Source organism: Acidimicrobiia bacterium, assembly GCA_041676705.1.
GTDB lineage: Bacteria > Actinomycetota > Acidimicrobiia > Acidimicrobiales > SKKL01 > Actinomarinicola.
In genome coordinates this window covers 180,621-202,697 of record JBAYRL010000001.1, presented here as the reverse complement: position 1 = coordinate 202,697, position 22,077 = coordinate 180,621, and the positions used below count along the sequence as shown (strand labels likewise).

The following is a 22,077-nucleotide window of genomic DNA, read 5'->3' as shown; positions in this document are numbered from 1 at the left end:
ATTTAGAAAGTGAGAAGATAGCCGCGAATGATTAGGCGTAACGGTTCGCTCACCACAAAGATCACGGCAATAGTGATTATTGCCGCTATCACCATGAAGAGCAGGTCACGTTTACGGACCTGCTGTCGATAAAGCCGCGAAACGCCTTTAGCATCGACCAAGATTGGCCCCACCTTTAACCGCACTAAAAAAGTGGATGCCATGCCCGCGCGACCTTTATCCAAAAAGTCGCTCATCGAACTGTGCGTTCCAACGGCCACAATCAACTCGGCCCCGAGCTCCCAGGCCACCAGCATGGCCATATCTTCACTGGTGCCCTCCGAAGCAATCGTGACGAAGGGCAACTTCAAGTTGTCTAGTCGTGCAGCACCAGGAGCTCGACCGTCGCGGTAGGCATGTACAACAAGTTCGGCACCACTACGTAGTGCTTCTTCACTCACTGAATCGAAGTCACCGATAATCAAGTCGGGCTTCAAACCCATTTCTAAGAGCGCGTCGGCACCACCGTCGACGCCCACCAGAACCGGTCGAAAATCCTGCATGTAGCCGCCACGACGTAACATTTCGAGGTCGTCACGATAGTCACTGCCTCGCACCACCACTAGGCACTGCCGACCAGCGAAATCGGTCTTCAGTCTAGGAATTTCTAGATTGTCGAGAAGTAAGTGGCTTTCACTTTCGAGATAACCCAGGGTGTTTTGCGCGAAACGAACCAGTTCGACACCCATGGTCTGGCGTGCCTCGTCGATAGCAGCCGACAAGGTGGTAACTGTTTGGGGAATACCACGGGTAATAAAGCGATCTCCAACGTAAAGATCACCGCCACGAAGTATTAAAGCTTCGCCGTCTGACAACGCGTCGAGTACATCGCTACCCACTCGGTCGACAATCGTTATGCCAGCCGATGCCAGAATAAGTGGGCCTCGATTGGGGTAACGGCCCGATACCGATGCCGCCGCGTTAACTACTGCTTTCACTCCAGCCAAAAGGAGTGATTCAGCGGCCACTGGATCGAGATCTTGATGATCAATGACTGCAATGTCACCGGGTTGAATCCGACTGACCAACTCTTTGGTCCTTTTCCCAGCTCGGACAGGACCAGTAACAACCAGGTTTTCACGACGATGGGAACGACGGCGCTTGGCCGCGGGCGGGACCGGAGGGTGACTCACCGGCGCGAATCTCCGGCGCGTTCCAACAGCTCTTCGGCGTGCGCAAGCGCAACCTGACTAGCACCATCGCCCGAGAGCATTCTTGCCAGTTCGGCCGCTCGCTCGTTGGCTTCAAGCATTACCGCTTGTGAAACGGTGGTGTTTCCGTCCTCAGACTTGGCTACTTTCACTTGCCAATCAGCATAGGCGGCCACCTGGGCCAAATGGGTTACCACCATCACCTGGCGTTGTGGTGCCAGCGCCGCCAGTGCTCGTCCCACAGCCACCGCGGCTTCTCCGCCAATGCCGGCATCGACCTCGTCGAAAATCAAAACCGGGGGGCCAGAACTTAACACCAAACGAATTGCCAACATGATCCGAGCGAGTTCACCACCCGAGGCCACCTTGGTAAGTGGGGCTAACGCTAGGCCCGGGTTAGCGGCAATCTGAAATTCAATTGCGTCACCTGGATCTTCAGCACCGACGGCAACAAAAACCTGTGCCTTTGGCATCGCCAATTCACTCAGATGCGACTCGATAGAGAGGGCCAGTGGTGCCGCGCCAAGACGGCGACGCTCACCTACGGACGCTTCCACTTTGGCCAGCGTGGCCTTCGCTTCAGCGTAAGATTGTGACAAGGTTGCGATGGCTTGGTCATGGCTTAGAAGTTCATCAAGACGGGTTTGGCTCTCCTGGTGAAAAGCCATGACCTTGGCCAAAGAATCGCCGTATTTGCGCTGCAAGTCACGTAACAAAGCTCGTCGAAGGCGAAGCTCTTCCAGGCGTTGTGGGTTGGGTTCCAAGGCTTCGCCAAGGTTACGGATTTCTTGAACTAAGTCGGCTAGTTCTCCCGCAGAGCCCCGCAAGCGATCTTCCACCTCTTTGAATCGGCTCTCACCTGCAACCGCGCTGATAGCTTCTCCCACCTGCTCTAGGGCCCCTCCGTCGCTGGCAAGGGCTTGTGCCACCAATTCCACTATTTGTTGGTGTGCCACCACATTGTTCAGGTCGTCTTCTTCGGCTTCTAGGCGCGATTCTTCGTCTTCATCGACCAGATTGGCCGCTTCAAGCTCCTCAATCTGATATCGAAGCAAATCAATCTCACGGGCTCGGGCATGAGGGTCACCACCTAAAGCCTCCATTTCGCGCTCGATTGAAGCTACCTTTTGGCGAGCATCGTTTAGCGGGGTGAGGTCGATTTGGGCGAAACGGTCAAGCACCTGGCGTTGTGCCGCGGTCGAAAGTAGCGACTGATGCGCATGTTGGCCGTGTAGATCAATTAAGCGTTCGCCCCATTCGCGCAGCTGAGCAACCGAGGCAAAATTACCATTGATATAGGCCCGCGATCGTCCGACCCTCGGCACGGCACGAGCCAAAACCACCTCTACCTCATCGCCACCTACGTCTTCACCATCGAGAATAAAGCGGCCTTCAACCCAGGCCTCCTCTGCACCGCTACGCACCAAGGCTGGATCGCTACGACTACCAACTAAAAGTTCGATGGCATCAATCAGCAGTGTTTTTCCAGCACCGGTTTCACCGGTGAGTACCGTCATACCCGAGTGGAATACAAGTTGCAGTTCGGAGATCACCCCGAGGTCACGTACCGCCAGCTCAACTAGCATTCTGAACCTGCTATTTCATAAGCCATATACGGGTTTTTAGCGTTCGTTCAGGCCGAACTTGTCTTTCAAGATGGCATGAAATTCGCGTAAACCAAAATTCACCAAGCGTGCCCGGTGAGGGGATGTTCGAAAATAGATTCTATGACCTTGCTCGAAAACTCCCACGCTACGCCCATCAACCGACAGACTGGCCGGACGTCCATCCCCGACCTCAATAATGATCTCGGTATTAGGGTTCAGCACTAGCGAGCGATCAAAAAGCATGTGTGGTGCTACTGGGGTGAGGATCAACGCCTGATGGCTCGGATCCACGATCGGTCCACGGGCAGATAGCGAATAGGCAGTGGAGCCAGTTGGGGTGGCCACTATTAATCCATCGGTGATGTAGTTAGTGAAAAAATCACCATTCACATAGACGCCCAGGCGAATGGTGTGACCACTCGCCGTTTTTTCAACAACAGCTTCGTTGAGTGCTAGCTCTGCCACCTCGGGGCTCGAAACCGACAACAGCATGCGTTCGTCAATTTTGTAATCGCCTTGGAAATACCGTTCCAACGCTTCGACCATGCCGGCGGGTTCAACCTCGGTCAGATACCCCAGTCGACCAACATTAATGCCCAAAATGTCTACGTCGTGGGGTGAGATTAACCGCAACGCCCGAAGCATCGTTCCGTCTCCACCCATGCTTAGAATAAGGTTCAGGCCGTGACCGAATTTGGTTTCATCCCAAGCCTCGCTAACGCCGACCAATGCGGCGTCGTTAGCCGGAAATCGTACTTCGTGACCGTTGGCTATTAACCATTCTCGTGCTTCACGCGCCAAAGTACGGGCCAAAGGGCGTTCGGTGTGTAACACAATTCCTACAGTTGACACCAGATCTAAACTCCCTCTGCTGGCAAAGGAGTTGACGTCGACGCTTTGGCGGATGCCACTGCCGATTCAATATGTTGGTCGCCGAGGAAGGTCTCGCTGCGAGTAAGTTTCACGAGGAATTCTGTGTTTCCGTCCTTACCAGTAATAGGTGAAACCATAGCCCCTCCCACAAAGAGGCCGTAGCCAGCGAAGGTACTTTTGACCTCGTGCAGAACACGTTCCCAAATAGCGGGGTCGCGGATGACGCCACGCCCACGATCGGCTTCTTGACGTTCAGCTTCAAATTGGGGCTTCACCAAAATTAGCCACACGGCGTTGGCTGTGCCAAGCCTCTCAAGATCTGCCGCCACTAATCGCAGCGAGATGAACGACAAATCTGCGACCACCACGTCTGCCGGTCCTCCGACGCTCGCCACATCAAGGTCCCGCAAGGTGGTGCGTTCATAGTTTCGCACCCGGGGATCATCACGCAGCCGTTCATGCAATTGTCCATAGCCAACGTCAATGGCGGTCACCTTCGTGGCACCATGTTGCAACAAGCAATCGGTGAATCCGCCGGTTGATGCGCCGACGTCGATGGCACGCCGTCCCTCAACTGTCACCTCAAATTGCTTGAGCGCGGCCTCTAGTTTTTCACCACCCCGGCTCACAAAACGGTTTGGTAAGGCCAAAATCTCAATAGCTTCATCGGCGGCCACCTGTCGCTCAGCGTTGTTAGCCATAGCACCTCCTACGGTGATGCGACCTTGGGTGATCAACTGCTGAGCGGCAGCTAGGTCGTTAACCATTTGGCGGCGCAACAGTTCACGGTCGAGCCGTCGGCGAACACGTTTGGCAGCTATGATCCAAGCTCCTGTCGCACTAAGGCCTGCAGGTTCGCGCCAACAAAATCAGCGGGAGGCACGGCCGTAGCAGGGTTGGAAGTTACCCCGCTCAAGACCAACCCAAAGCGAAAGCCAAGTTGGTGTGCCAAGCGCCCATCAGTCGATGGAACATCGCCGACTACCACCCCTCGAGATCCCAGCTCTTGACGAATAAGCTTGGCTACCGGCTCATGCGGCTTTCCAGCGTATGTAGGAGACTGCCCCGATGCTGTTTCAATGGCGGCCACTATTGACCCTCCGCCAGGAAACAGGCCTTGTGGAGTGGGATAGGTGGGGTCGGAATTAGTGGCGACGAAGCGTGCGCCATCGCGTACGGCACTGCTTGCTTGATGCAAAATCTGATAGTTGAAAGCCGGAGTTAAGCCGGCCACGACCACATCGATATTGGTTAACACCGCTAGCATCGTGCCCTCCACAATGCCGCCAACAACTTCACCGCCAGCATCCGTAACGGCCTCCACAATTCCAGGGCCACCACACACGAACACCCTCTCGCCAGCCTCAACCAACGAACCGGCCGCCATCGCCGAAGAAATCACCGCACCGTGGGCAACCACACCGGTTTCAGCCAGTTTGGCTTCCACTTCAGCACGGGTGGAATAAGAGTTGTTGGTAACAAAGAGCACCTCTTCGCCAGATTGGCGCAGTTGTGCAATGGCCTCGGCAGAACCGGCAATAGGGGTGTTCGCTAACCACATCACACCGTCGAGATCTATTACCCAACCCATTCACCAAGTGTGCCGCCCTAGGTGGTTCGCGGCCCAATCTGGCAAGATTGAAAGTATGACCACCTTCTCCCCCTTTGCCGGTCTGCGCTACAACCCCGCCAAGGTTTCATTGGCCGACGTGACGGCACCCCCCTACGACGTGATTAATGACAAAGCACGTCAAGCCCTGGTAGATCGTCACCCCAATAACATTGTCAAGATTGACCTGCCTATGGAGGAAAACGGTAAAGGGCGCTATGAGGTCGCCGCCGGGCTGCTTGAGCAATGGCAAACAGATGGCATTCTGCTCACCGATGAGAAACCCGTTTTTTATGGCTACCGCATGACCTTTACCGATTCGATGGGGCGCTCACTGCATACAACCGGGGTCATCGGTGCGCTCACCCTGTCGGAACCTGGCGAAGGCAACATTCTGCCGCACGAGCACACAACACCTAAAGCCAAAAGCGATCGTTTAGAGATGTTGCGCTCATGTCGTGCCAATCTGTCCTGCATTTGGGGTTTAACACCCGCTGATGGATTAACAGCCCTCATTGGCGAGCCTCATTCTGACGACCCGGTTTGGGTGGATGAAGACGGAACCCAACACTCGATGTGGATAATTTCTGATCCGGCTCGAATCCAAGCCATTGAAACAGCAGTGGGTCGACATCCGATTGTGATCGCCGATGGACATCATCGTTATGAGACTTCGGTTGCCTACCGGAATGAACAGCGCGAGATCCACGACGGCAACGCCGGTTCGGCTGAAGCGGCCATGATCTACGTCGTTGAACTTGTCGCAAGCGAACTTACGGTGCTGCCAATTCACCGTTTGATCAATGGTCTGCCCGAGGATTTCGACCTGGTGGAAGCCCTCGCGCCTTGGTTCAACATTGAAGAAGAAATTGACCTTGGTTCACACACCCTAGACACCATGATCAGCGAAGGTGTTTTGGTTTTGGTGTTGCCAAACACCGCCAGAATTTTACGCCCACGACCAGGTGCTTTCGATGTTGTGCGTGATCTTGACACCAGCCGGGTGGACGCGGCCTTAGCACAATTGCCAGCCCATGAATTGATTTATCAACACGGAGTAGAAGAAATCCGTGACCTGGTTCGCAGCGGTGAAGCCCAGGCTGGAATCTTGGTACGACCTGTGGGTATCGACGCCATATCCGCAACCGCTGACGGCGGCGAACGCATGCCACCTAAGAGCACCTTCTTTCATCCCAAGCCGCGCACCGGTCAGGTTATCCGTTTGCTCGACTAGAACTTAGGGATTTTATAGGACGAGAGCTTAGGGATGTGGCACGAACCACTAAACCAGGTGAACTCTTAGCCCTCTGTCCTGGAAGCCCGGATTGGATGATCAGCTCTCTTGCAGATTGATCACAACTCGACCGCGAACCTGACCTTTCACAATTTGTGTGGCGAGCTCGGGAACTTGAGCCAGTTTGACCTCGGTGATCATTGTTTCTAGTAATTCTTGATCGAGACTTTCCGAGAGTGCATCCCAAGCCGCGATGCGTTTGGCTAAGGGCGTTTCCACCGACTCTACCCCTACCAAAGTCACCCCACGAAGAATAAACGGCGCCACCGATGCCGGTAAGTCCATACCTTGAGCATTACCGCACGCTGCCACCACCCCACCGTATTTCGTGGCCGCTAACACATTCGCCAAGGTAAGACTACCTACAGCATCTATTCCAGCTGCCCAGCGGGCCGAAGACAGCGGCCGCACCGGTTGGCTGAACTCGCTACGGTCCAAGATTTTCTGAGCACCTAATCTTTCGAGGTAGGCCGCCTCTTCGGGACGTCCCGTAACAGCCCAAACCTCGTATCCCCGCTTCGATAGTAAACTGATCGCCACACTACCGACACCACCTGAAGAACCCGTGACAACCACCGGGCCACCAGCAGGGGTCACTTCATGGCGTTCCAGCGCCAGTACACAAAGCATGGAGGTCAACCCTGCGGTGCCAATGCCCATCGCGGTACGTGTCGAAATATTTTCGGGCAACTTAACAACCCAGCCAGCAGGTACCCGTGCGCGCTGGGCATGACCGCCCCAATGACGTTCACCCATTCGACAGCCATTGACTGTGACCCGATCACCAACTGAGAGCCTCGAATCGTTGCTCTCCAGTACCGTTCCGGCTAAATCAACACCAGGAACTATTGGATACTCATTAACAATGCCCGCAGCACCGGTATACGCTAATCCATCTTTAAAATTAAGAGTCGAGTATTCAACGTTTATCGTAATATCGCCATCAGGCAGCTCATTCTGACCGATCATGCGCAGGTTGGCACTAACACCAGAAGCCGAAGCTTCCAATACAATTCCAATAAAGTCAGTGTGCAGTATCATACGATCTAAAGCTGCTTCAGACGTTCAAAGACATCAGCATAATCAACATCATGATCCGCAATTCTTCGGAACCAGGTTCGAGCTGAAGGCACATCACCACCGCGTTCATACAAATCGGCCAGCACATAAGCTTGCCGCAGATCGATTTCTCTTGGTTTACGTGACAGTTTGAAATCAGTTCGCAACAGGTCGGTTGCACTCGCTAAATCACCACGATCAGCCAGTGACCCGGCGTACACAATTAGGCCTTCACCTAGGGTATCCGCAGAGACGTGCGGTGATTGCAGCCTTGCCCACCAATCATCTACCTCATGCCACAAACGTAAGCCACGATAACAATCCATAATCACTGGTGCTTGAACCAGGCTGCCTCCGGTTTGGGCAACAAACACGAGCTCTTTCAAAGCCTCTTTCCAGAGGCCTAGCCGATACAGAGTTAAACCAAACAACTCTCGCAGAGCCACCGAAGAAGGCGCATCCACCACCAACGGCACCAGAATAGAACGGGCTTCACCGTAACGCTCATTGGCATAGGCCACGGCAGCCTCGCGCAAACGAGCTTCGGCACGCTGACCCCGAACCTCGCCCAACAGTTTGACTAGGTCAGCCACCGCAACATCAACATCCACCTGTACCGAAGCTTCATCTGATCGACGACGTGCCGTCCCTCGCCGGGATTTCGGATACTCTCGGTCGCTAATTGGGCCCTCATCGTGCCACTCTTCAGCTACCCACGCATCTGGAATACGCTCATCGGGCAGAGCAGTACCCGCATCACGAACATCTTCACTGAGCCTGAATGCACCCTTGCGCGCCAAAGCTCCCCAGGTTCTGGGGGGTTCAGCAGGCTCTTTAGCAGATCGTCGGTCGTCATTGGCCATACATATCATCCTAGCTACCGGCTGTAGTGAAATTTAAGCCGCAAAACGCAAACAGGGCTGCCGCAATGCGACAGCCCTGTTAATAAGAAATCCGGCGACGTCCTACTCTCCCAGGGGATCTATCCCCAAGTACCATCGGCGCTAGTGGGCTTAACTTCCGTGTTCGAAATGGGAACGGGTGTGACCCCACTGCTATGGTCACCGAAACCTGTTGGAAAGCAGTTATCTGCTCTCAAGAACTTCATAGCGAGCACGAACATCTCAAATACACATGAGTGTGTAAAATTCAAGCCCTCGGCCGATTAGTACCGGTCAGCTGAACACGTTACCGTGCTTACACTTCCGGCCTATCAACGTGGTGTTCTACCACAGGCCTTACCCGGTTAACCCGGTGAGGAACCTAATCTTGAAACGGGCTTCGCGCTTAGATGCTTTCAGCGCTTATCCTTTCCGCAGGTGGCAAACCAGCCATGCTCTTGGCAGAACAACTGGCACACCAGAGCTGCGTCCATCCCGGTCCTCTCGTACTAGGGACAGCCTTTCTCAAGTTCCTTACGGCTACAGAGGATAGGGACCGAACTGTCTCACGACGTTCTAAACCCAGCTCGCGTACCGCTTTAATGGGCGAACAGCCCAACCCTTGGGACCTGCTTCAGCCCCAGGATGCGATGAGCCGACATCGAGGTGCCAAACCTTCCCGTCGATATGGACTCTTGGGGAAGATGAGCCTGTTATCCCCGGGGTACCTTTTATCCGTTGAGCGACGGCGCTTCCACACGCAACCGTCGGATCACTATGTCCTGCTTTCGCACCTGCTCGACTTGTAGGTCTCGCAGTCAAGCTCCCTTGTGTCATTGCACTCGACGCCTGATTGCCAACCAGGCTGAGGGAACCTTTGAGCGCCTCCGTTACTCTTTAGGAGGCGACCGCCCCAGTCAAACTACCCACCTGACACTGTCCTCGATCCAGATTATGGGTCTGAGTTAGAATTCCGTCATACGCAGGGTGGTATTTCAAGGGTGGCTCCACACTGACTAGCGCCAATGCTTCCTAGCCTCCCACCTATCCTACACAACGTATAACAAAATCCAATATCAAGCTATAGTAAAGGTCCACGGGGTCTTACCGTCCTTCTGTAGCTAACGAGCATCTTTACTCGTACTTCAATTTCGCTGGGTCTGTGGTTGAGACAGTAGGAAAGTCGTTACGCCATTCGTGCAGGTCGGAACTTACCCGACAAGGAATTTCGCTACCTTAGGACCGTTATAGTTACGGCCGCCGTTTACTGGGGCTTAGGTTCAAAGCTTCGCTCCCCTATGGGAGCTAACCTTTCCCCGTAACCTTCCAGCACCGGGCAGGCGTCACAGCGTATACATCGTCTTTCGACTTCGCACGCTGCTGTGTTTTTAGTAAACAGTCGCTTTCCCCTGGTCTGTGCCACCTCTTCGAGCTCGGGGAGCAAGTCCCGTCACCCTAATGAGGTCATCCTTCTCCCGAAGTTACGGATGTATTTTGCCGAGTTCCTTAACCACAGTTCTCCCAATCGCCTTGGTATTCTCTACCTACCCACCTGAGTTGGTTTGGGGTACGGGCACCGTGAGAGCTCACTAGAGGCTTTTCTTGGCAGCGTGGGATTAATGACTTCACCATTCGGTTCGGTTCGTGTCTCAGACTTTATGGGGCCCGGATTTGCCTAGTCCCCGTCCTACACACTTACCCCAGGACAACCGTCGCCTGGGCTCATCTACCCTCCTGCGTCCCCTCATTGCTTTCCGCCTCGGAGTGGGTCGGTTCGTCGCACCCGTAGGTTTGACAGCCCCTTAGCAACTCCAACTTGGAATGGGCGCGCTCACAGTGGTACCGGAATATTTACCGGTTGTGCATCGACTATGCCTTTCGGCCTCGCCTTAGCTCCCGACTTACCCTGGGAGGATTAGCCTTCCCCAGGAACCCTTGGGTATTCGGCGGAGGGGTTTCTCACCCCTCTTTCGCTACTCATGCCAACATTCTCACTCGAACGCGCTCCACGCCGGTTTCCACCGTCGCTTCAGTGCACGCTCGACGCTCCGCTACCACCCGTCATAAGACGGATCCGCGGCTTCGGCTCTAGACTTGAGCCCCGTTACATTATCCGCGCAGGATTACTCGACCAGTGAGCTATTACGCACTCTTTCAAGGGTGGCTGCTTCTAAGCCAACCTCCTGGCTGTCTATGCGATCCCACCTCGTTTTACACTTAGTCTAGAATTAGGGGCCTTAGCCGGCGGTCTGGGCTGTTTCCCTCTCGACCATGAAGCTCATCCCCCATGGTCTCACTGCTGCGCTCTGGAGTCATGGTATTCGGAGTTTGGTTGGGGTCGGTAAGCTTGTAGGCCCCCTAACCCATCCAGTGCTCTACCTCCATGACTGAACACGCAACGCTGCACCTAAATGCATTTCGCGGAGAACCAGCTATCACCGAGTTTGCTTGGCCTTTCACCCCTATCCACAGGTCATCCCCTCAGTTTTCAACCTAAGTGGGTTCGGCCCTCCACGGGGTCTTACCCCCGCTTCAGCCTGCCCATGGATAGATCACTCGGCTTCGGGTCTACAGCATGCGACTAAACGCCCAGTTAAGACTCGCTTTCGCTCCGGCTTCCCATCACTGGTTAACCTTGCCACACACCGTAACTCGTTGGCTCATTCTTCAAAAGGCACGCCATCACGACCACCCGAAGGTGGCGACGCTTTGACTGCTTGTAAGCCAACGGTTTCAGGTACTATTTCACTCCCCTCCCGGGGTGCTTTTCACCTTTCCCTCACGGTACTAGTTCACTATCGGTCGTCTACGTATACTTAGCCTTACGAAGTGGTCTTCGCAGATTCACGCCGGATTTCACGGGTCCGGCGTTACTCGGGAACATCAATCGGAGATCAATAAGTTTCGTGTACGGGGCTATTACCCACTACGGCCTACCTTTCCAGATAGTTCCACTACTTATTAATTTTGTAACTCCGTGATAGCTCTGGTGCGCTATCTATTGAGTCCCACAACCCCACAATGGCAAGGCCACCAGGCTTTAACACCACTGCGGTTTAGGCTGATCCCGTTTCGCTCGCCGCTACTTAGGGAGTCGCTGTTGCTTTACTTTCCTCGGGTTAATGAGATGTTTCAGTTCACCCAGTTCCCTCTACCGGCCCTATATATTCAGACCGGAGTGACACTCCATGACGAGTGCCGGGTTTCCCCATTCGGACATCCACGGATCGAAGCTTGGTAGACAGCTCCCCGTGGCTTTTCGCAGCCACCCACGTCCTTCATCGGTAGTAGACGCCAAGGCATCCACCGTTGGCTCTTTGTAGCTTGAATAAATAAATAAATTACAAAGATGCTCGTGCTCGCTATGCAATTCTCAAGAAACAGACAACACTCACAAAAGTGTTCCTGGGCGCACAAAGACCCCGTCAGAGACGGGGACTAGGGCACTCCCTCAAAGCGGAATAGAAGATGACAGAACCAGCTGCCCATAACCAAGAGATCGAAACCTACGATTAGTTATAAACGAGCTAGGACTTAGTAGCTAATGCATCAACTGGGAGTCCTAATGTGGGTGCACACCTAATTGATGTGACCACTTAGGAATAATCTCCTTAGAAAGGAGGTGATCCAGCCGCACCTTCCGGTACGGCTACCTTGTTACGACTTCACCCCAATCACCAACCCCACCTTCGACAGCTCCCTCCCTTGCGGGTTGGGCCACTGGCTTCGGGTGTTGCCGACTTTCGTGGTGTGACGGGCGGTGTGTACAAGGCCCGGGAACGTATTCACCCCGGCAATGCTGATCCGGGATTACTAGCGACTCCAACTTCATGGAGTCGAGTTGCAGACTCCAATCCGAACTGAGACTGGCTTTGTGGGATTCGCTTGACCTCGCGGTTTCGCAGCCCGTTGTACCAGCCATTGTAGCATGTTTGCAGCCCTAGACATAAGGGGCATGATGACTTGACGTCGTCCCCACCTTCCTCCGAGTTGACCCCGGCAGTCTCCTACGAGTCCCCGGCATTATCCGCTGGCAACATAGGACAAGGGTTGCGCTCGTTGCGGGACTTAACCCAACATCTCACGACACGAGCTTTCGACAGCCATGCACCACCTGTGTAGAGCCCAAAAGGACACCGTATCTCTACGGCTTTTCTCTACATGTCAAGCCTAGGTAAGGTTCTTCGCGTTGCCTCGAATTAAGCAACATGCTCCGCCGCTTGTGCGGGCCCCCGTCAATTCCTTTGAGTTTTAGCCTTGCGGCCGTACTCCCCAGGCGGGGCACTTAATGCGTTAGCTACGGCACGGAACCCGTTGATAAGGTCCCACACCTAGTGCCCAACGTTTACGGCGTGGACTACCAGGGTATCTAATCCTGTTTGCTACCCACGCTTTCGCTCCTCAGCGTCAGTTCCAGCCCAGAGCGCCGCCTTCGCCGCTGGTGTTCCTCCTGATATCTGCGCATTTCACCGCTACACCAGGAATTCCACGCTCCCCTACTGGACTCTAGCTACAGCAGTATCAGGTGCAATCTCAGGGTTGAGCCCTTAGTTTTCACACCTGACTTACCGAGCCGCCTACGAGCTCTTTACGCCCAATAAATCCGGACAACGCTTGCCCCCTACGTGTTACCGCGGCTGCTGGCACGTAGTTGGCCGGGGCTTCTTCTGTAGGTACCGTCAATTTCGTCCCTACTGAAAGGGGTTTACAACCCGAGAGCCTTCATCCCCCACGCGGCGTTGCTGCGTCAGGCTTTCGCCCATTGCGCAAGATTCCCTACTGCTGCCTCCCGTAGGAGTCTGGGCCGTGTCTCAGTCCCAGTGTGGCTGATCGTCCTCTCAGACCAGCTACCCGTCGATGCCTTGGTAAGCCGTTACCTTACCAACTAGCTGATAGGCCGCGAGACCCTCCCGAAGCGAAAAACTTTGCCCAAAAGATCATGCGAACTTTTGGGATCATCCGGTATTAGCACGAGTTTCCTCGAGTTATTCCAGACTTCGGGGCAGGTTCCTCACGTGTTACTCACCCGTTCGCCGCTAGGTCTTCCCCAGTGTTGCCACTGGTTGGACCTCGCTCGACTTGCATGTATTAGGCACGCCGCCAGCGTTCGTCCTGAGCCAGGATCAAACTCTCCGTCGAAATCTTCTAGCGAGTTACCGAAGTAACCGCCAAGATCATGGAGAGCCGGCTTCGGAGGGGCTTCCTCGTCGACCGACTGGCACCAGAACAGACAGTGTTGTCCGTCTTAGTGCATTAAATAAATAAGTGTCGCTTTGCCGAAGCAATTGCGAGCACTCGCACTAGCTTTTTCATCCTCTATTCCGTTTTCAAGAAGCGCCGCAGTTAAATTCTGCTGCCGTTGGACTCGGGATTACCCGGCCGTCCAAGTTGCCCACTGGGTGGTTTCTAGAGTGAAACCGTTCCGTTGGGGCGAGTTTTAAAGCTACTAGCACTTCCCATTTCGAGTCAAATTCGACCCGGTTTGTTGTGCTTGCCCGTTTGGGGCGAAACATCAATGTAACAGCTTCACCAGGGTGTACCAACTCGAAACCAGAAGTTTCTTGAACGAGCACGACTTACGCCTTTAATCATATGGATTTAGGCGTCGGAATTGTGACTCTCAATCAGATGGTAGGTTCGCTTCCCACGGCGGAACAGCAAGAAGCGTTCGTGCAAAAGACTATCGGAATTCACGAGTGTGTCAAGAGACACAACAGAATCATTCAGGTAAATGCCGCCCTGTGAAATTAGATTGCGTGCTTCACCCTTGGACTTGGTTAAGCCGATTTCAGTCACCAAATCGACAACCGGCACGCCCGCGGTAAAACGCTGAGCTTGCACGAGCGAGGAAGGAATTTCATTCCGCAAGGCGGCCAACGCGGCTTGGGAAACGGTGGCGGCAGAGGTCGATCCAAATAAGACTTCCGAAGCACCAACAGCGGCCTCAGCTGCTTCAGTACCATGCACCAAGGCCGTCAACTCATAGGCCAAGCGGCGTTGACCTACCCGTTCTTGCGGATTGGCGGCGTGAAGGGCGGCCACCTCTTCTACCTCGGCTAAGGGAAGAAAAGTGAGCTGTGCCAACAAGGTTCGAATATCGGCGTCGTCGGCTTGCATCCAAATTTGGTAGAAACCATAAGGAGATAACCGGTGAGCACCTAGCCACATTTGGTCGCCAGCCATCGACTTCCCATACTTTGTGCCGTCGGCTCGCGTTAGCAAAGGCCACGTTAAGCCATGCACGCTTTGGCCTAAACGCCGCCGCACCAGATCGACACCGAGAGCAATGTTGCCCCATTGGTCAGACCCGCCGATCTGCATCTCACAACCTTCAAGTTCAGCCAAGTTCACATAGTCGTTGGCCTGGAGCAGCATGTAGCTGAACTCGGTGTACGAGATTCCCTGTTCGCTCGCGATGCGATTCTTCACCGACTCTTTGGCGAGCATTTGATTGACCGTGACGTATTTACCCACATCCCGTAAAAAATCGATGACAGAAGTAGCCACCGTCCAGGAACGGTTGTCAACTAACCGGGCAGCGTTAGGCAGATCTTCATTGAAATCGAGGAACTGACGAAGCTGAGGCACAATACCTTCCAAGTTTTTGGCCAAGGTAGCGTCATCCAACAAGTTCCGTTCTTCTGAACGGCCACCAGGATCGCCAATCATTCCCGTAGCACCACCTGCCAACACAATGGGACGATGCCCAGCCAGCTGAAAGCGGCGCATAACCAAAAGACCAATTAAGTTGCCCACATGCAGGCTGTCAGCTGAAGGATCGCAACCGTAATAGACTGTGATAGGGCCTTCTGCTAAGCGTGAGCGCAGCTCGGCAAGATCCGTAGAATCCTGAATTAGGCCACGAGCAATTAGGTCATCAAGAATGTTACTGGTTGACTCTGACACAACTTTATGGTGACCAACAAAGACGCAGAAGCGCAACTAGAACCGGGTGATACTTCAACTATGTGCCTCACGGCACCAGCCAAAATCGCCCACAAAAGAGGGGTCGACCGCCCGGACATTCGACCCTCCAAACGGCACAATATCTATATGAAGCGCTTTCTAGTCGCGTTTTTTGCACTGGCCATGGTGGCCACGGCCTGTAGCTATACGCCTGTCACTATTGTGCCCGAGCTACCTGAGAACGCTCAGTCTTCGGCCATCTACGCGTCCGACGGCACCCTCTTAACGGTGCTGCACGGCGAAGAGAACCGCATCAATGTCACCTTTGAACAGTTGCCCGACCATTTGGTAGAGGCAGTGGTGTCCATTGAAGACGCCCGATTTTGGCAGCACAACGGTATCGACCTAATCGGACTCCTTCGCGCCGCGCGAAGCAATGTGAGCGCCGGTGGCGTGGCCCAGGGTGGTTCGACCTTGACCCAACAAGCGATTGGCGTGCTGTTATTAGAACAAGGCCGCAGCTTAGATTCCAAGATCGAAGAAGCATCTCTATCGCTGCAGCTAGAGCGAACTCTGACCAAAGAGAAAATTCTTGAGCTGTACTTAAACGCTATCTACTTCGGAAAAGGCGCCTACGGCGTTGAGGCAGCCGCCCAAACCTATTTTGGAAAATCGGTAGAAGAAGTAACCCTGGCTGAAGCTGCTCTGATCGCGGGACTAATCAAATTCCCCAATGCCGCTAACCCCATCGACTGGCCCAACCGAGCTCTTGACCGGCGTGACATCGTTCTTGAGGGCATGTACCGCCAAGAACTCATTAGTGAAACCGAACTCGATGAAGCGTTGGCAGAACCGCTACATATTGCTGAACGAATTTCGGTAGAAGCTGTTCGTTACCCAGCGGCGCACTTTGTAGAAGAAGTGCGCAATTGGTTCCTAGCGAACCCCGAGTTTGGGGAAACCCGCCAAGCCCGGGCCCATATGCTCTATGGAGGCGGCCTAAGAATTTTCACCACCGTTGACCTGTCGCTGCAAGCCAAAGCAGAAGCCGCTCGCGACCAGATTTTGCCGAACGGCGAGACTGACCCTGAAGTTGGAATTGTGGCCATGGAACCTAACAGCGGAGCCGTACGCGCCATGGTGGGTGGACGCGACTTCTTCGGCGAAACCCGTTCCGCCAAGTACAACCTGGCCATGAGCTCAGGCCGCCCTGGTGGCTCTACCTTTAAACCCTTCGTCTTGGCCACGGCGCTAAGCCAAGGAATGCCTCTGGACACGGTCTATCCGGCACCCTCCACACGCTCATTTGAGATGGGTGAAGGTCAAGATGACTGGGTGGTTACCGGCGGCGGGCAAGGTTCGGCCAACCTGCGGCGCATGACCACCTCGTCAATAAACACTGCCTATGCAGCTCTAATGATCGACGTGGGTCCATCAAATGCCATCTCAATGGCGCACCGGTTGGGAATCAACACCCATATGAACCCGGTTCCAGCCGCGGTATTGGGCTCGGAGAACGTGACGGTCCTTGATATGGCCACCGCCTACTCAACCTTCGCCAACTCGGGTTTATTGGTACCCCCAACCTTCGTCGAGCGCATCGAACGCGCCGATGGCACCTTGTTATGGCAACATGCCCACAGCCAAAGCAGGGTTCTCAGCCCCGATGTGGCCGACACGATCACCAACATTTTGATTGACGCCGTCAGCTTTGGAACGGGTACCTCCGCTCGTCTTCCCGGTCGTCCAGCCGCTGGCAAAACGGGTACCGGGGTCAAGTATAGAGACGCCTGGTTCGTGGGATACACCCCGCAGCTTGCGACCGCAGTTTGGGTGGGTTTCCCCGATGCTCAAATCCCAATGACCTACCCCAATACCCCCATCTCGGTTTTCGGTGGCACCTATCCAGCTCGTATTTGGCAGGCCTTCATGGCCCCGGCGCATGAAGACCTTCCGGTTCTCAGCATGCATCCGATGCCTAAAACGATTCGCCGACTGCCCGGCGACTAGCAGTGCCCGGTAGCCTGCAATTGGTCCCCTGAAACCTCCGGAGCTTCATTGTCTAGAACCCACCACGCCACGCCAGTACCAATTGATGATGAAGAACCGCCCCGCAAGGTAACCGTGGGCAAGGTTATAGCGGTGGTGGCATTTTTGGCCATGGCGGTTTTTTGGGCCTGGGCTTTCAACTACCAGCTCACCAATCAAGGCGAAAAAGACATGTTAGATCGTCTTGACGATCTAGCCTGGACGCCAGCCGCCGACGACATTTGTCAACTGGCTCATGATGATATTGCGCAGCTAACACCAGCTCATGAAGCCAAAGATGCCGACGAACGTGCCGACACGATCGAGGTTGCTACGGCCAGAGTTGAGCAGATGCTGGTGCAATTAGAACAAATCGCGCCCACTGGCGATTCGCGTGACGCTCGTATCACCCGATTGTGGATTGCTGACTACCGTGTATTCCTCGCCGACCGTTTGGCTTATGCCGATGCCATTCGCGACGACCCCCAAGCACGCTTCGTAGTCACCGAGAAATACGGTAGCCACATCACCAAGCCCATCGACCGTTTCGCCCGGGTTAACGAGATGGAAGCCTGCATGAGCCCAGGCGACGTCTAGGCATTTAACCGTTAGCCATCTCCTCAGGCCCTATAAGCGAGCGAGGCTTAGCCGAGCCGGTGAAAGGCGGCTGTCGCACTCTCTACTAGCCGCAATGTGCCTTCATCAAGGGCCCACCTGGGGTTAGCAATATCGGCTAGATCAACCCAAGCTAGGCCATGCGACTCGTGATTGCCGACGGCAACCGCCTCGGGTGGTGCCACCACTAAGAACCGAACATCTAAATGGTTGTGACCAGGTTCTTTGGCGGTTTCTACCCAGTGGATATCAAGATCAATGGGTCGGGGGTAGACCTTAAGATCGGCGATGCCGGTTTCTTCAGTGGCCTCACGCCAAGCCACACGAGCCAGGTTGGCATCACCATCAGCATGTCCACCAGGTTGTAGCCAGCGCCGAAGTTTTTTATGAGCCATGAGCAATGTTCGTGCACCCATGGCGTCGAACACCACGGCCGAGCCGGTGAGATGACCTGTTTCACAGGTACGCCACAACGCATTGGAATGGGAGTCAACGAAAGCCAAGATTTGTGCTTGCACAGCAAACTGTTCGGCTGACATTGCTTGATAATCGGACACCAAACGACGGGCATCGGCTAAATGTGTTTTGGCGGCTAAGCCGGGGTGATCTCCATCAAATAACAATGATAAACCTTCGCGAAAGTGGCCTAATTTAATGACCCGAATTGAATCTTGTTGACTGTTATCGGCGTGAAACGTGGGGATCAGTTTCGATATAAAACCGCCACGGTAAATCGGCACCAGCCGAGAGCCCAATTCGGGTTGAAACCATCGGTGGATCTCGCAGCACAAAACCGTCGTCGGCGAGAAACAGCCGCTGGTCGCCACCCACCACATCGGCGCCGTTAAAAGCACGGTCGATACCAAGAGCCTGGCAAAGTTTGGCGGGACCGTTACAAAGATCAATATCGCGCTTGGCTTTGGGGCGGGCCGCTCGCATTTCGGGTAATCCTTGCATGGGTGCCAAAGCACGCAGTAGGACAGCTTGTGCTTCGCCAACCTCGCCACCCACGACGTTGGCACAAAAATGCATGCCATAGGTGAAATACACGTACAGATGGCCCGCCGACCCAAACATGACCTCGGTACGGGGTGTCATACCACGATAAGCGTGACTGCCCGGATCGTGTCGGCCAGCGTAGGCTTCCACCTCCACAATTCGACCAGCGCGCTCGCCCACCACGAACACCTTGCCCAACAAGAAGGGCGCTATTTCTAGGGCCGGACGAGCCAGGCTTTCACGAGACAGTATTTCTAGATCAGCCACGCCATCTTCCTAGGCAAAGACTTGGTTAAGCCGCTGTCGATCGAGTTCCAAACGCTCTCGTAAGCGGACCTTTTGAGCCACGACAGGTTGAGGCCCTCCCCCACCGCGGGTCGTGCGACGTTTAGCGGCGCTGCCTGGTTCTAGAAGTTGCGTAGCCTCGGACCCAAGAAGTGGGTGATCCGCCACCAACTCGGCCAGGTCACGGCCGTGATCAAGGCTCTCTCGCACTAAGGCACCCACCACGGCATGTGCCTCACGAAATGGAATGCCACCAACCACGAGAAACTCAGCGAGATCGGTTGCCGCTGTAGTGGGAGCATCGGCCGATTGGGCCATCTTCTGATGATTAAAAGTAACCGTTGACAACAAACCGCTCATGGCGCCCAGACCCAAGAGCACCTGGTCGACGCTGTCAAAGAGCGGTTCTTTGTCTTCCTGGAGGTCACGGTTGTAGGCCAATGGCAAGCTCTTCAAAGTGGCTAGAAAGCCGGTCAGATTTCCGATGAGACGTCCTGATTTACCCCGTGCCAACTCGGCAATATCGGGGTTTTTCTTTTGAGGCAGCATGGAGGAGCCAGTGGAGTAAGCATCGTCGAGTCGACAGAAACCAAACTCTTCACTCGACCACAACACAATTTCTTCGCCAATGCGAGACAGGTGAAGTCCAACGAGGGTCAGATCGAAAAGTGTTTCGGCCACAAAATCGCGGTCGCTAACGGCATCGAGCGAATTATCAAAGACCCGGGCAAAACCCATATCAGAAGCTACGGTTTCAGGATCGAGTGGTAACGAGGAACCAGCCAACGCCCCAGCCCCAAGCGGCGACACATCAAGGCGCTGGTAGGTATCGACCAGACGATCAAAATCACGGGCCAAAGTCCAAGCGTGCGCCATCAGATGATGGGCCAAAAGTACGGGTTGGGCCCGTTGTAAATGTGTGTAGCCAGGCAGGTACGCGTCACCAGCCTTTTGAGCTTGGCCAAAGAGAACGTCTTGCAAATCGAGAATTCGGGAGGCCACTAGACCCAAAGCTCGCTTGGTAAAAAGCCGTAGGTCGGTGGCAACTTGATCATTGCGGCTGCGGCCGGTGTGAAGCTTCCCTCCCACCGGCCCCGCAATTTCAGTCACCCGTCGTTCGATAGCGGTGTGAATGTCTTCATCGGCATCAACAAAAACGAAAGTACCCAGCCGCAACTCATCTTCGGTGGCGGCTAACGCCTCTAGGATGGCGCTGACCTCGTCTTCGTCCAGTAGCTTCGAGCGGCCCAACCCTCGCACGTGAGCCCTGCTTCCCGCGATGTCATCGGGAAATAACCGTTGGTCGTACGGCAAGCTAACCGTGTACGCCATTAGCTCCTCAGCGGGACCGGCCTCGAAGCGGCCGTGCCAAAGAGTGCTCATTGGCCCGACTCCAAACCTAAGACACCCAGATCATCGTCGCCGCCACCCAGAACACCGGTTTTGCTGTACAGGCCGAGCTTACGACGAGAGTCTTCAATATCAAGGTTGCGCATGGTGAGCTGGCCAATCCGGTCCAACGGACTGAACACACTTTCCGAGCGTTCCATGGAAAGCCGCTCACCGGAGTAGGAAAGATTGGGTCCTTCAGTGTTCAAAATCGAGTAATCATCACCACGACGAAGTCGTAACGTAACCTCGCCGGTGATGGTGGAACCCACCCACCGCTGAAGTGGTTCTCGAAGCATGAGCGACTGCGGATCGAACCAGCGCCCTTCATACATAAGCCGACCCAAACGACGCCCCATAGTGCGGTAATTATCAATTGTGTCTTCGTTGTGAATCGCACTGACCAGGCGTTCATAGGCAATGTGAAACAGCGCCATAGCTGGGGCTTCATAGATGCCACGACTCTTGGCTTCAATGATGCGGTTCTCAATCTGATCGCTCATACCCAAGCCATGACGGCCACCAATGGTGTTGGCCTCCATAACTAGAGCCACCCGATCCTCGAATTCAACCCCGTTGATAGCCACCGGCCAACCTTCGTGAAAGCGAATCGAAACATCTTCAGCATCAATGGTTATGGTCTGATCCCAATGGGCAACGCCCATGATTGGCGCCACAATTTCCATGCCAGTATCAAGTGATTCCAAGTCTTTGGCTTCGTGGGTCGCACCCCAAATGTTGGCGTCAGTGGAATACGCTTTTTCTTCGGAATCGCGGTATTCAAACGAGCGCTCGGCCAACCATTGTGAAAGCTCGGCACGCCCGCCAAGCTCATTCACAAACGCGGCATCAAGCCACGGCTTGTAGATTCTTAAATTAGCGTTTACTAAGAGCCCATAACGGTAGAACCTCTCGATGTCGTTGCCCTTATAGGTGGAGCCGTCACCCCAAACCTCAACCCCATCCTCCTGCATGGCCCGAACCAGCAAAGTTCCAGTTACGGCACGCCCAATGGGAGTGGTGTTGAAATACGTTCTACCAGCGGTTGCGATATGAAAAGCCCCGCATTGCAAGGCCACCAAACCCTCATGCACTAGCTCTTCACGACAATCGATAAGCCGTGCCACTTTGGCGCCATATTCAAGGGCACGTTGCGGCACGCTAGCTAGATCAGGCTCATCGTATTGGCCTAAATCGGCGGTGTAGGCATAGGGCACGGCACCTTTTTCGCGCATCCAAGCCACAGCTGCCGAGGTGTCAAGACCACCAGAGAACGCAATGCCCACGTTTTCGCCAACGGGAAGAGAAGTTAAGACTCGAGCATCTGACCGATCGGTCACGA

General features: G+C 54.5%; 15 protein-coding genes and 3 rRNA genes. 3 read left to right on the top strand and 15 right to left on the bottom strand.

The genetic code is table 11. The features are described 5' to 3' along the window. Positions 1-2: 2 nt before the first annotated feature. Genes steA through WC184_01005 form a run of 5 tightly spaced genes read right to left on the bottom strand, consistent with a single transcriptional unit; the run spans position 3 to position 5,261 of the window. Positions 3-1,172 carry a putative cytokinetic ring protein SteA gene (gene steA / locus WC184_01025; protein ID MFA7476459.1) on the bottom strand — a complete coding sequence of 390 codons (1,170 nt, stop codon included), beginning with the start codon at positions 1,170-1,172 and terminating at the stop codon, positions 3-5. Further along, entirely contained in the window at positions 1,169-2,776 is a 1,608-nt protein-coding gene (gene recN, locus WC184_01020) for a DNA repair protein RecN (GenBank protein ID MFA7476458.1), read from the bottom strand. The genes steA and recN overlap by 4 nt, the downstream gene beginning before the upstream one ends. A gap of 36 nt (positions 2,777-2,812) precedes the next feature. Next, the gene (locus WC184_01015) at positions 2,813-3,649 is read right to left on the bottom strand and encodes an NAD(+)/NADH kinase (GenBank protein ID MFA7476457.1); all 837 of its coding nucleotides are present in this window, start codon (positions 3,647-3,649) and stop codon (positions 2,813-2,815) included. Positions 3,650-3,654: 5 nt separating this feature from the next. After that, positions 3,655-4,491 (bottom strand): TlyA family RNA methyltransferase, encoded by an 837-nt coding sequence (locus tag WC184_01010; protein MFA7476456.1) that lies wholly within the window; start codon positions 4,489-4,491, stop codon positions 3,655-3,657. Beyond that, the gene (locus tag WC184_01005; GenBank protein ID MFA7476455.1) at positions 4,488-5,261 is read right to left on the bottom strand and encodes an HAD-IIA family hydrolase; all 774 of its coding nucleotides are present in this window, start codon (positions 5,259-5,261) and stop codon (positions 4,488-4,490) included. The genes WC184_01010 and WC184_01005 overlap by 4 nt, the downstream gene beginning before the upstream one ends. Before the next feature lie 55 nt (positions 5,262-5,316). Between WC184_01005 and WC184_01000 the strand changes: the two genes are divergently transcribed. Next, on the top strand, positions 5,317-6,513 hold the full coding sequence (locus WC184_01000) for a DUF1015 domain-containing protein (GenBank protein ID MFA7476454.1): 1,197 nt from the start codon (positions 5,317-5,319) through the stop codon (positions 6,511-6,513). A gap of 99 nt (positions 6,514-6,612) precedes the next feature. On the opposite strand, the gene WC184_00995 is transcribed toward WC184_01000, so the two are convergent. The 6 genes from WC184_00995 to tyrS all read right to left on the bottom strand — a co-directional run bounded on the left by WC184_00995 (position 6,613) and on the right by tyrS (position 15,419). After that, positions 6,613-7,614, bottom strand: coding sequence for an MDR family oxidoreductase (locus tag WC184_00995; GenBank protein MFA7476453.1), 1,002 nt, complete (start codon positions 7,612-7,614; stop codon positions 6,613-6,615). Positions 7,615-7,619: 5 nt separating this feature from the next. After that, complete coding sequence (locus WC184_00990) at positions 7,620-8,495, bottom strand: hypothetical protein (protein MFA7476452.1); 876 nt, start codon at positions 8,493-8,495, stop codon at positions 7,620-7,622. A gap of 89 nt (positions 8,496-8,584) precedes the next feature. Then, positions 8,585-8,701 (bottom strand): 5S ribosomal RNA (gene rrf, locus WC184_00985). Between the two features lie 76 nt (positions 8,702-8,777). Next, a 23S ribosomal RNA gene (locus WC184_00980) occupies positions 8,778-11,843 on the bottom strand. A 285-nt stretch (positions 11,844-12,128) separates the two neighbouring features. Continuing rightward, positions 12,129-13,652, bottom strand: a 16S ribosomal RNA gene (locus WC184_00975). The 16S, 23S and 5S rRNA genes sit together here, the layout of an rRNA operon. A gap of 459 nt (positions 13,653-14,111) precedes the next feature. Continuing rightward, on the bottom strand, positions 14,112-15,419 hold the full coding sequence (gene tyrS, locus WC184_00970; protein MFA7476451.1) for a tyrosine--tRNA ligase: 1,308 nt from the start codon (positions 15,417-15,419) through the stop codon (positions 14,112-14,114). Between the two features lie 147 nt (positions 15,420-15,566). On the opposite strand from tyrS, the gene WC184_00965 reads away from it, so the two are divergent. Together WC184_00965 and WC184_00960 are read left to right on the top strand one after the other, a co-directional pair. Further along, the gene (locus tag WC184_00965; protein ID MFA7476450.1) at positions 15,567-17,429 is read left to right on the top strand and encodes a transglycosylase domain-containing protein; all 1,863 of its coding nucleotides are present in this window, start codon (positions 15,567-15,569) and stop codon (positions 17,427-17,429) included. A gap of 48 nt (positions 17,430-17,477) precedes the next feature. Next, positions 17,478-18,044, top strand: coding sequence for a hypothetical protein (locus WC184_00960; GenBank protein ID MFA7476449.1), 567 nt, complete (start codon positions 17,478-17,480; stop codon positions 18,042-18,044). Positions 18,045-18,091: 47 nt separating this feature from the next. On the opposite strand, the gene WC184_00955 is transcribed toward WC184_00960, so the two are convergent. From WC184_00955 to argG, 4 genes are read right to left on the bottom strand one after another with little or no spacing between them, the layout of a single operon-like run. Continuing rightward, on the bottom strand, positions 18,092-18,685 hold the full coding sequence (locus tag WC184_00955) for an NUDIX hydrolase (GenBank protein ID MFA7476448.1): 594 nt from the start codon (positions 18,683-18,685) through the stop codon (positions 18,092-18,094). A gap of 58 nt (positions 18,686-18,743) precedes the next feature. Then, positions 18,744-19,328, bottom strand: coding sequence for a DNA-3-methyladenine glycosylase (locus tag WC184_00950; protein MFA7476447.1), 585 nt, complete (start codon positions 19,326-19,328; stop codon positions 18,744-18,746). 9 nt (positions 19,329-19,337) lie between these two features. Further along, positions 19,338-20,729, bottom strand: a complete 1,392-nt coding sequence (argH, locus tag WC184_00945) for an argininosuccinate lyase (GenBank protein MFA7476446.1) — start codon at positions 20,727-20,729, stop codon at positions 19,338-19,340. Then, positions 20,726-22,075 carry an argininosuccinate synthase gene (gene argG / locus WC184_00940; protein ID MFA7476445.1) on the bottom strand — a complete coding sequence of 450 codons (1,350 nt, stop codon included), beginning with the start codon at positions 22,073-22,075 and terminating at the stop codon, positions 20,726-20,728. Before argG ends, argH begins: the two co-directional genes overlap by 4 nt. Between the last annotated feature and the right edge of the window lie 2 nt (positions 22,076-22,077).

Excerpts from the sequence above, each read along its gene's own strand:
- recN (MFA7476458.1), bottom strand. The coding sequence starts at position 2,776 with ATGCTAGTTGAGCTGGCGGTACGTGACCTCGGGGTGATCTCCGAACTG.
- WC184_01005 (MFA7476455.1), bottom strand. The coding sequence starts at position 5,261 with ATGGGTTGGGTAATAGATCTCGACGGTGTGATGTGGTTAGCGAACACC.
- WC184_01000 (MFA7476454.1), top strand. The coding sequence starts at position 5,317 with ATGACCACCTTCTCCCCCTTTGCCGGTCTGCGCTACAACCCCGCCAAG.
- WC184_00995 (MFA7476453.1), bottom strand. The coding sequence starts at position 7,614 with ATGATACTGCACACTGACTTTATTGGAATTGTATTGGAAGCTTCGGCT.
- WC184_00990 (MFA7476452.1), bottom strand. The coding sequence starts at position 8,495 with ATGGCCAATGACGACCGACGATCTGCTAAAGAGCCTGCTGAACCCCCC.
- WC184_00965 (MFA7476450.1), top strand. The coding sequence starts at position 15,567 with ATGAAGCGCTTTCTAGTCGCGTTTTTTGCACTGGCCATGGTGGCCACG.
- argH (MFA7476446.1), bottom strand. The coding sequence starts at position 20,729 with ATGAGCACTCTTTGGCACGGCCGCTTCGAGGCCGGTCCCGCTGAGGAG.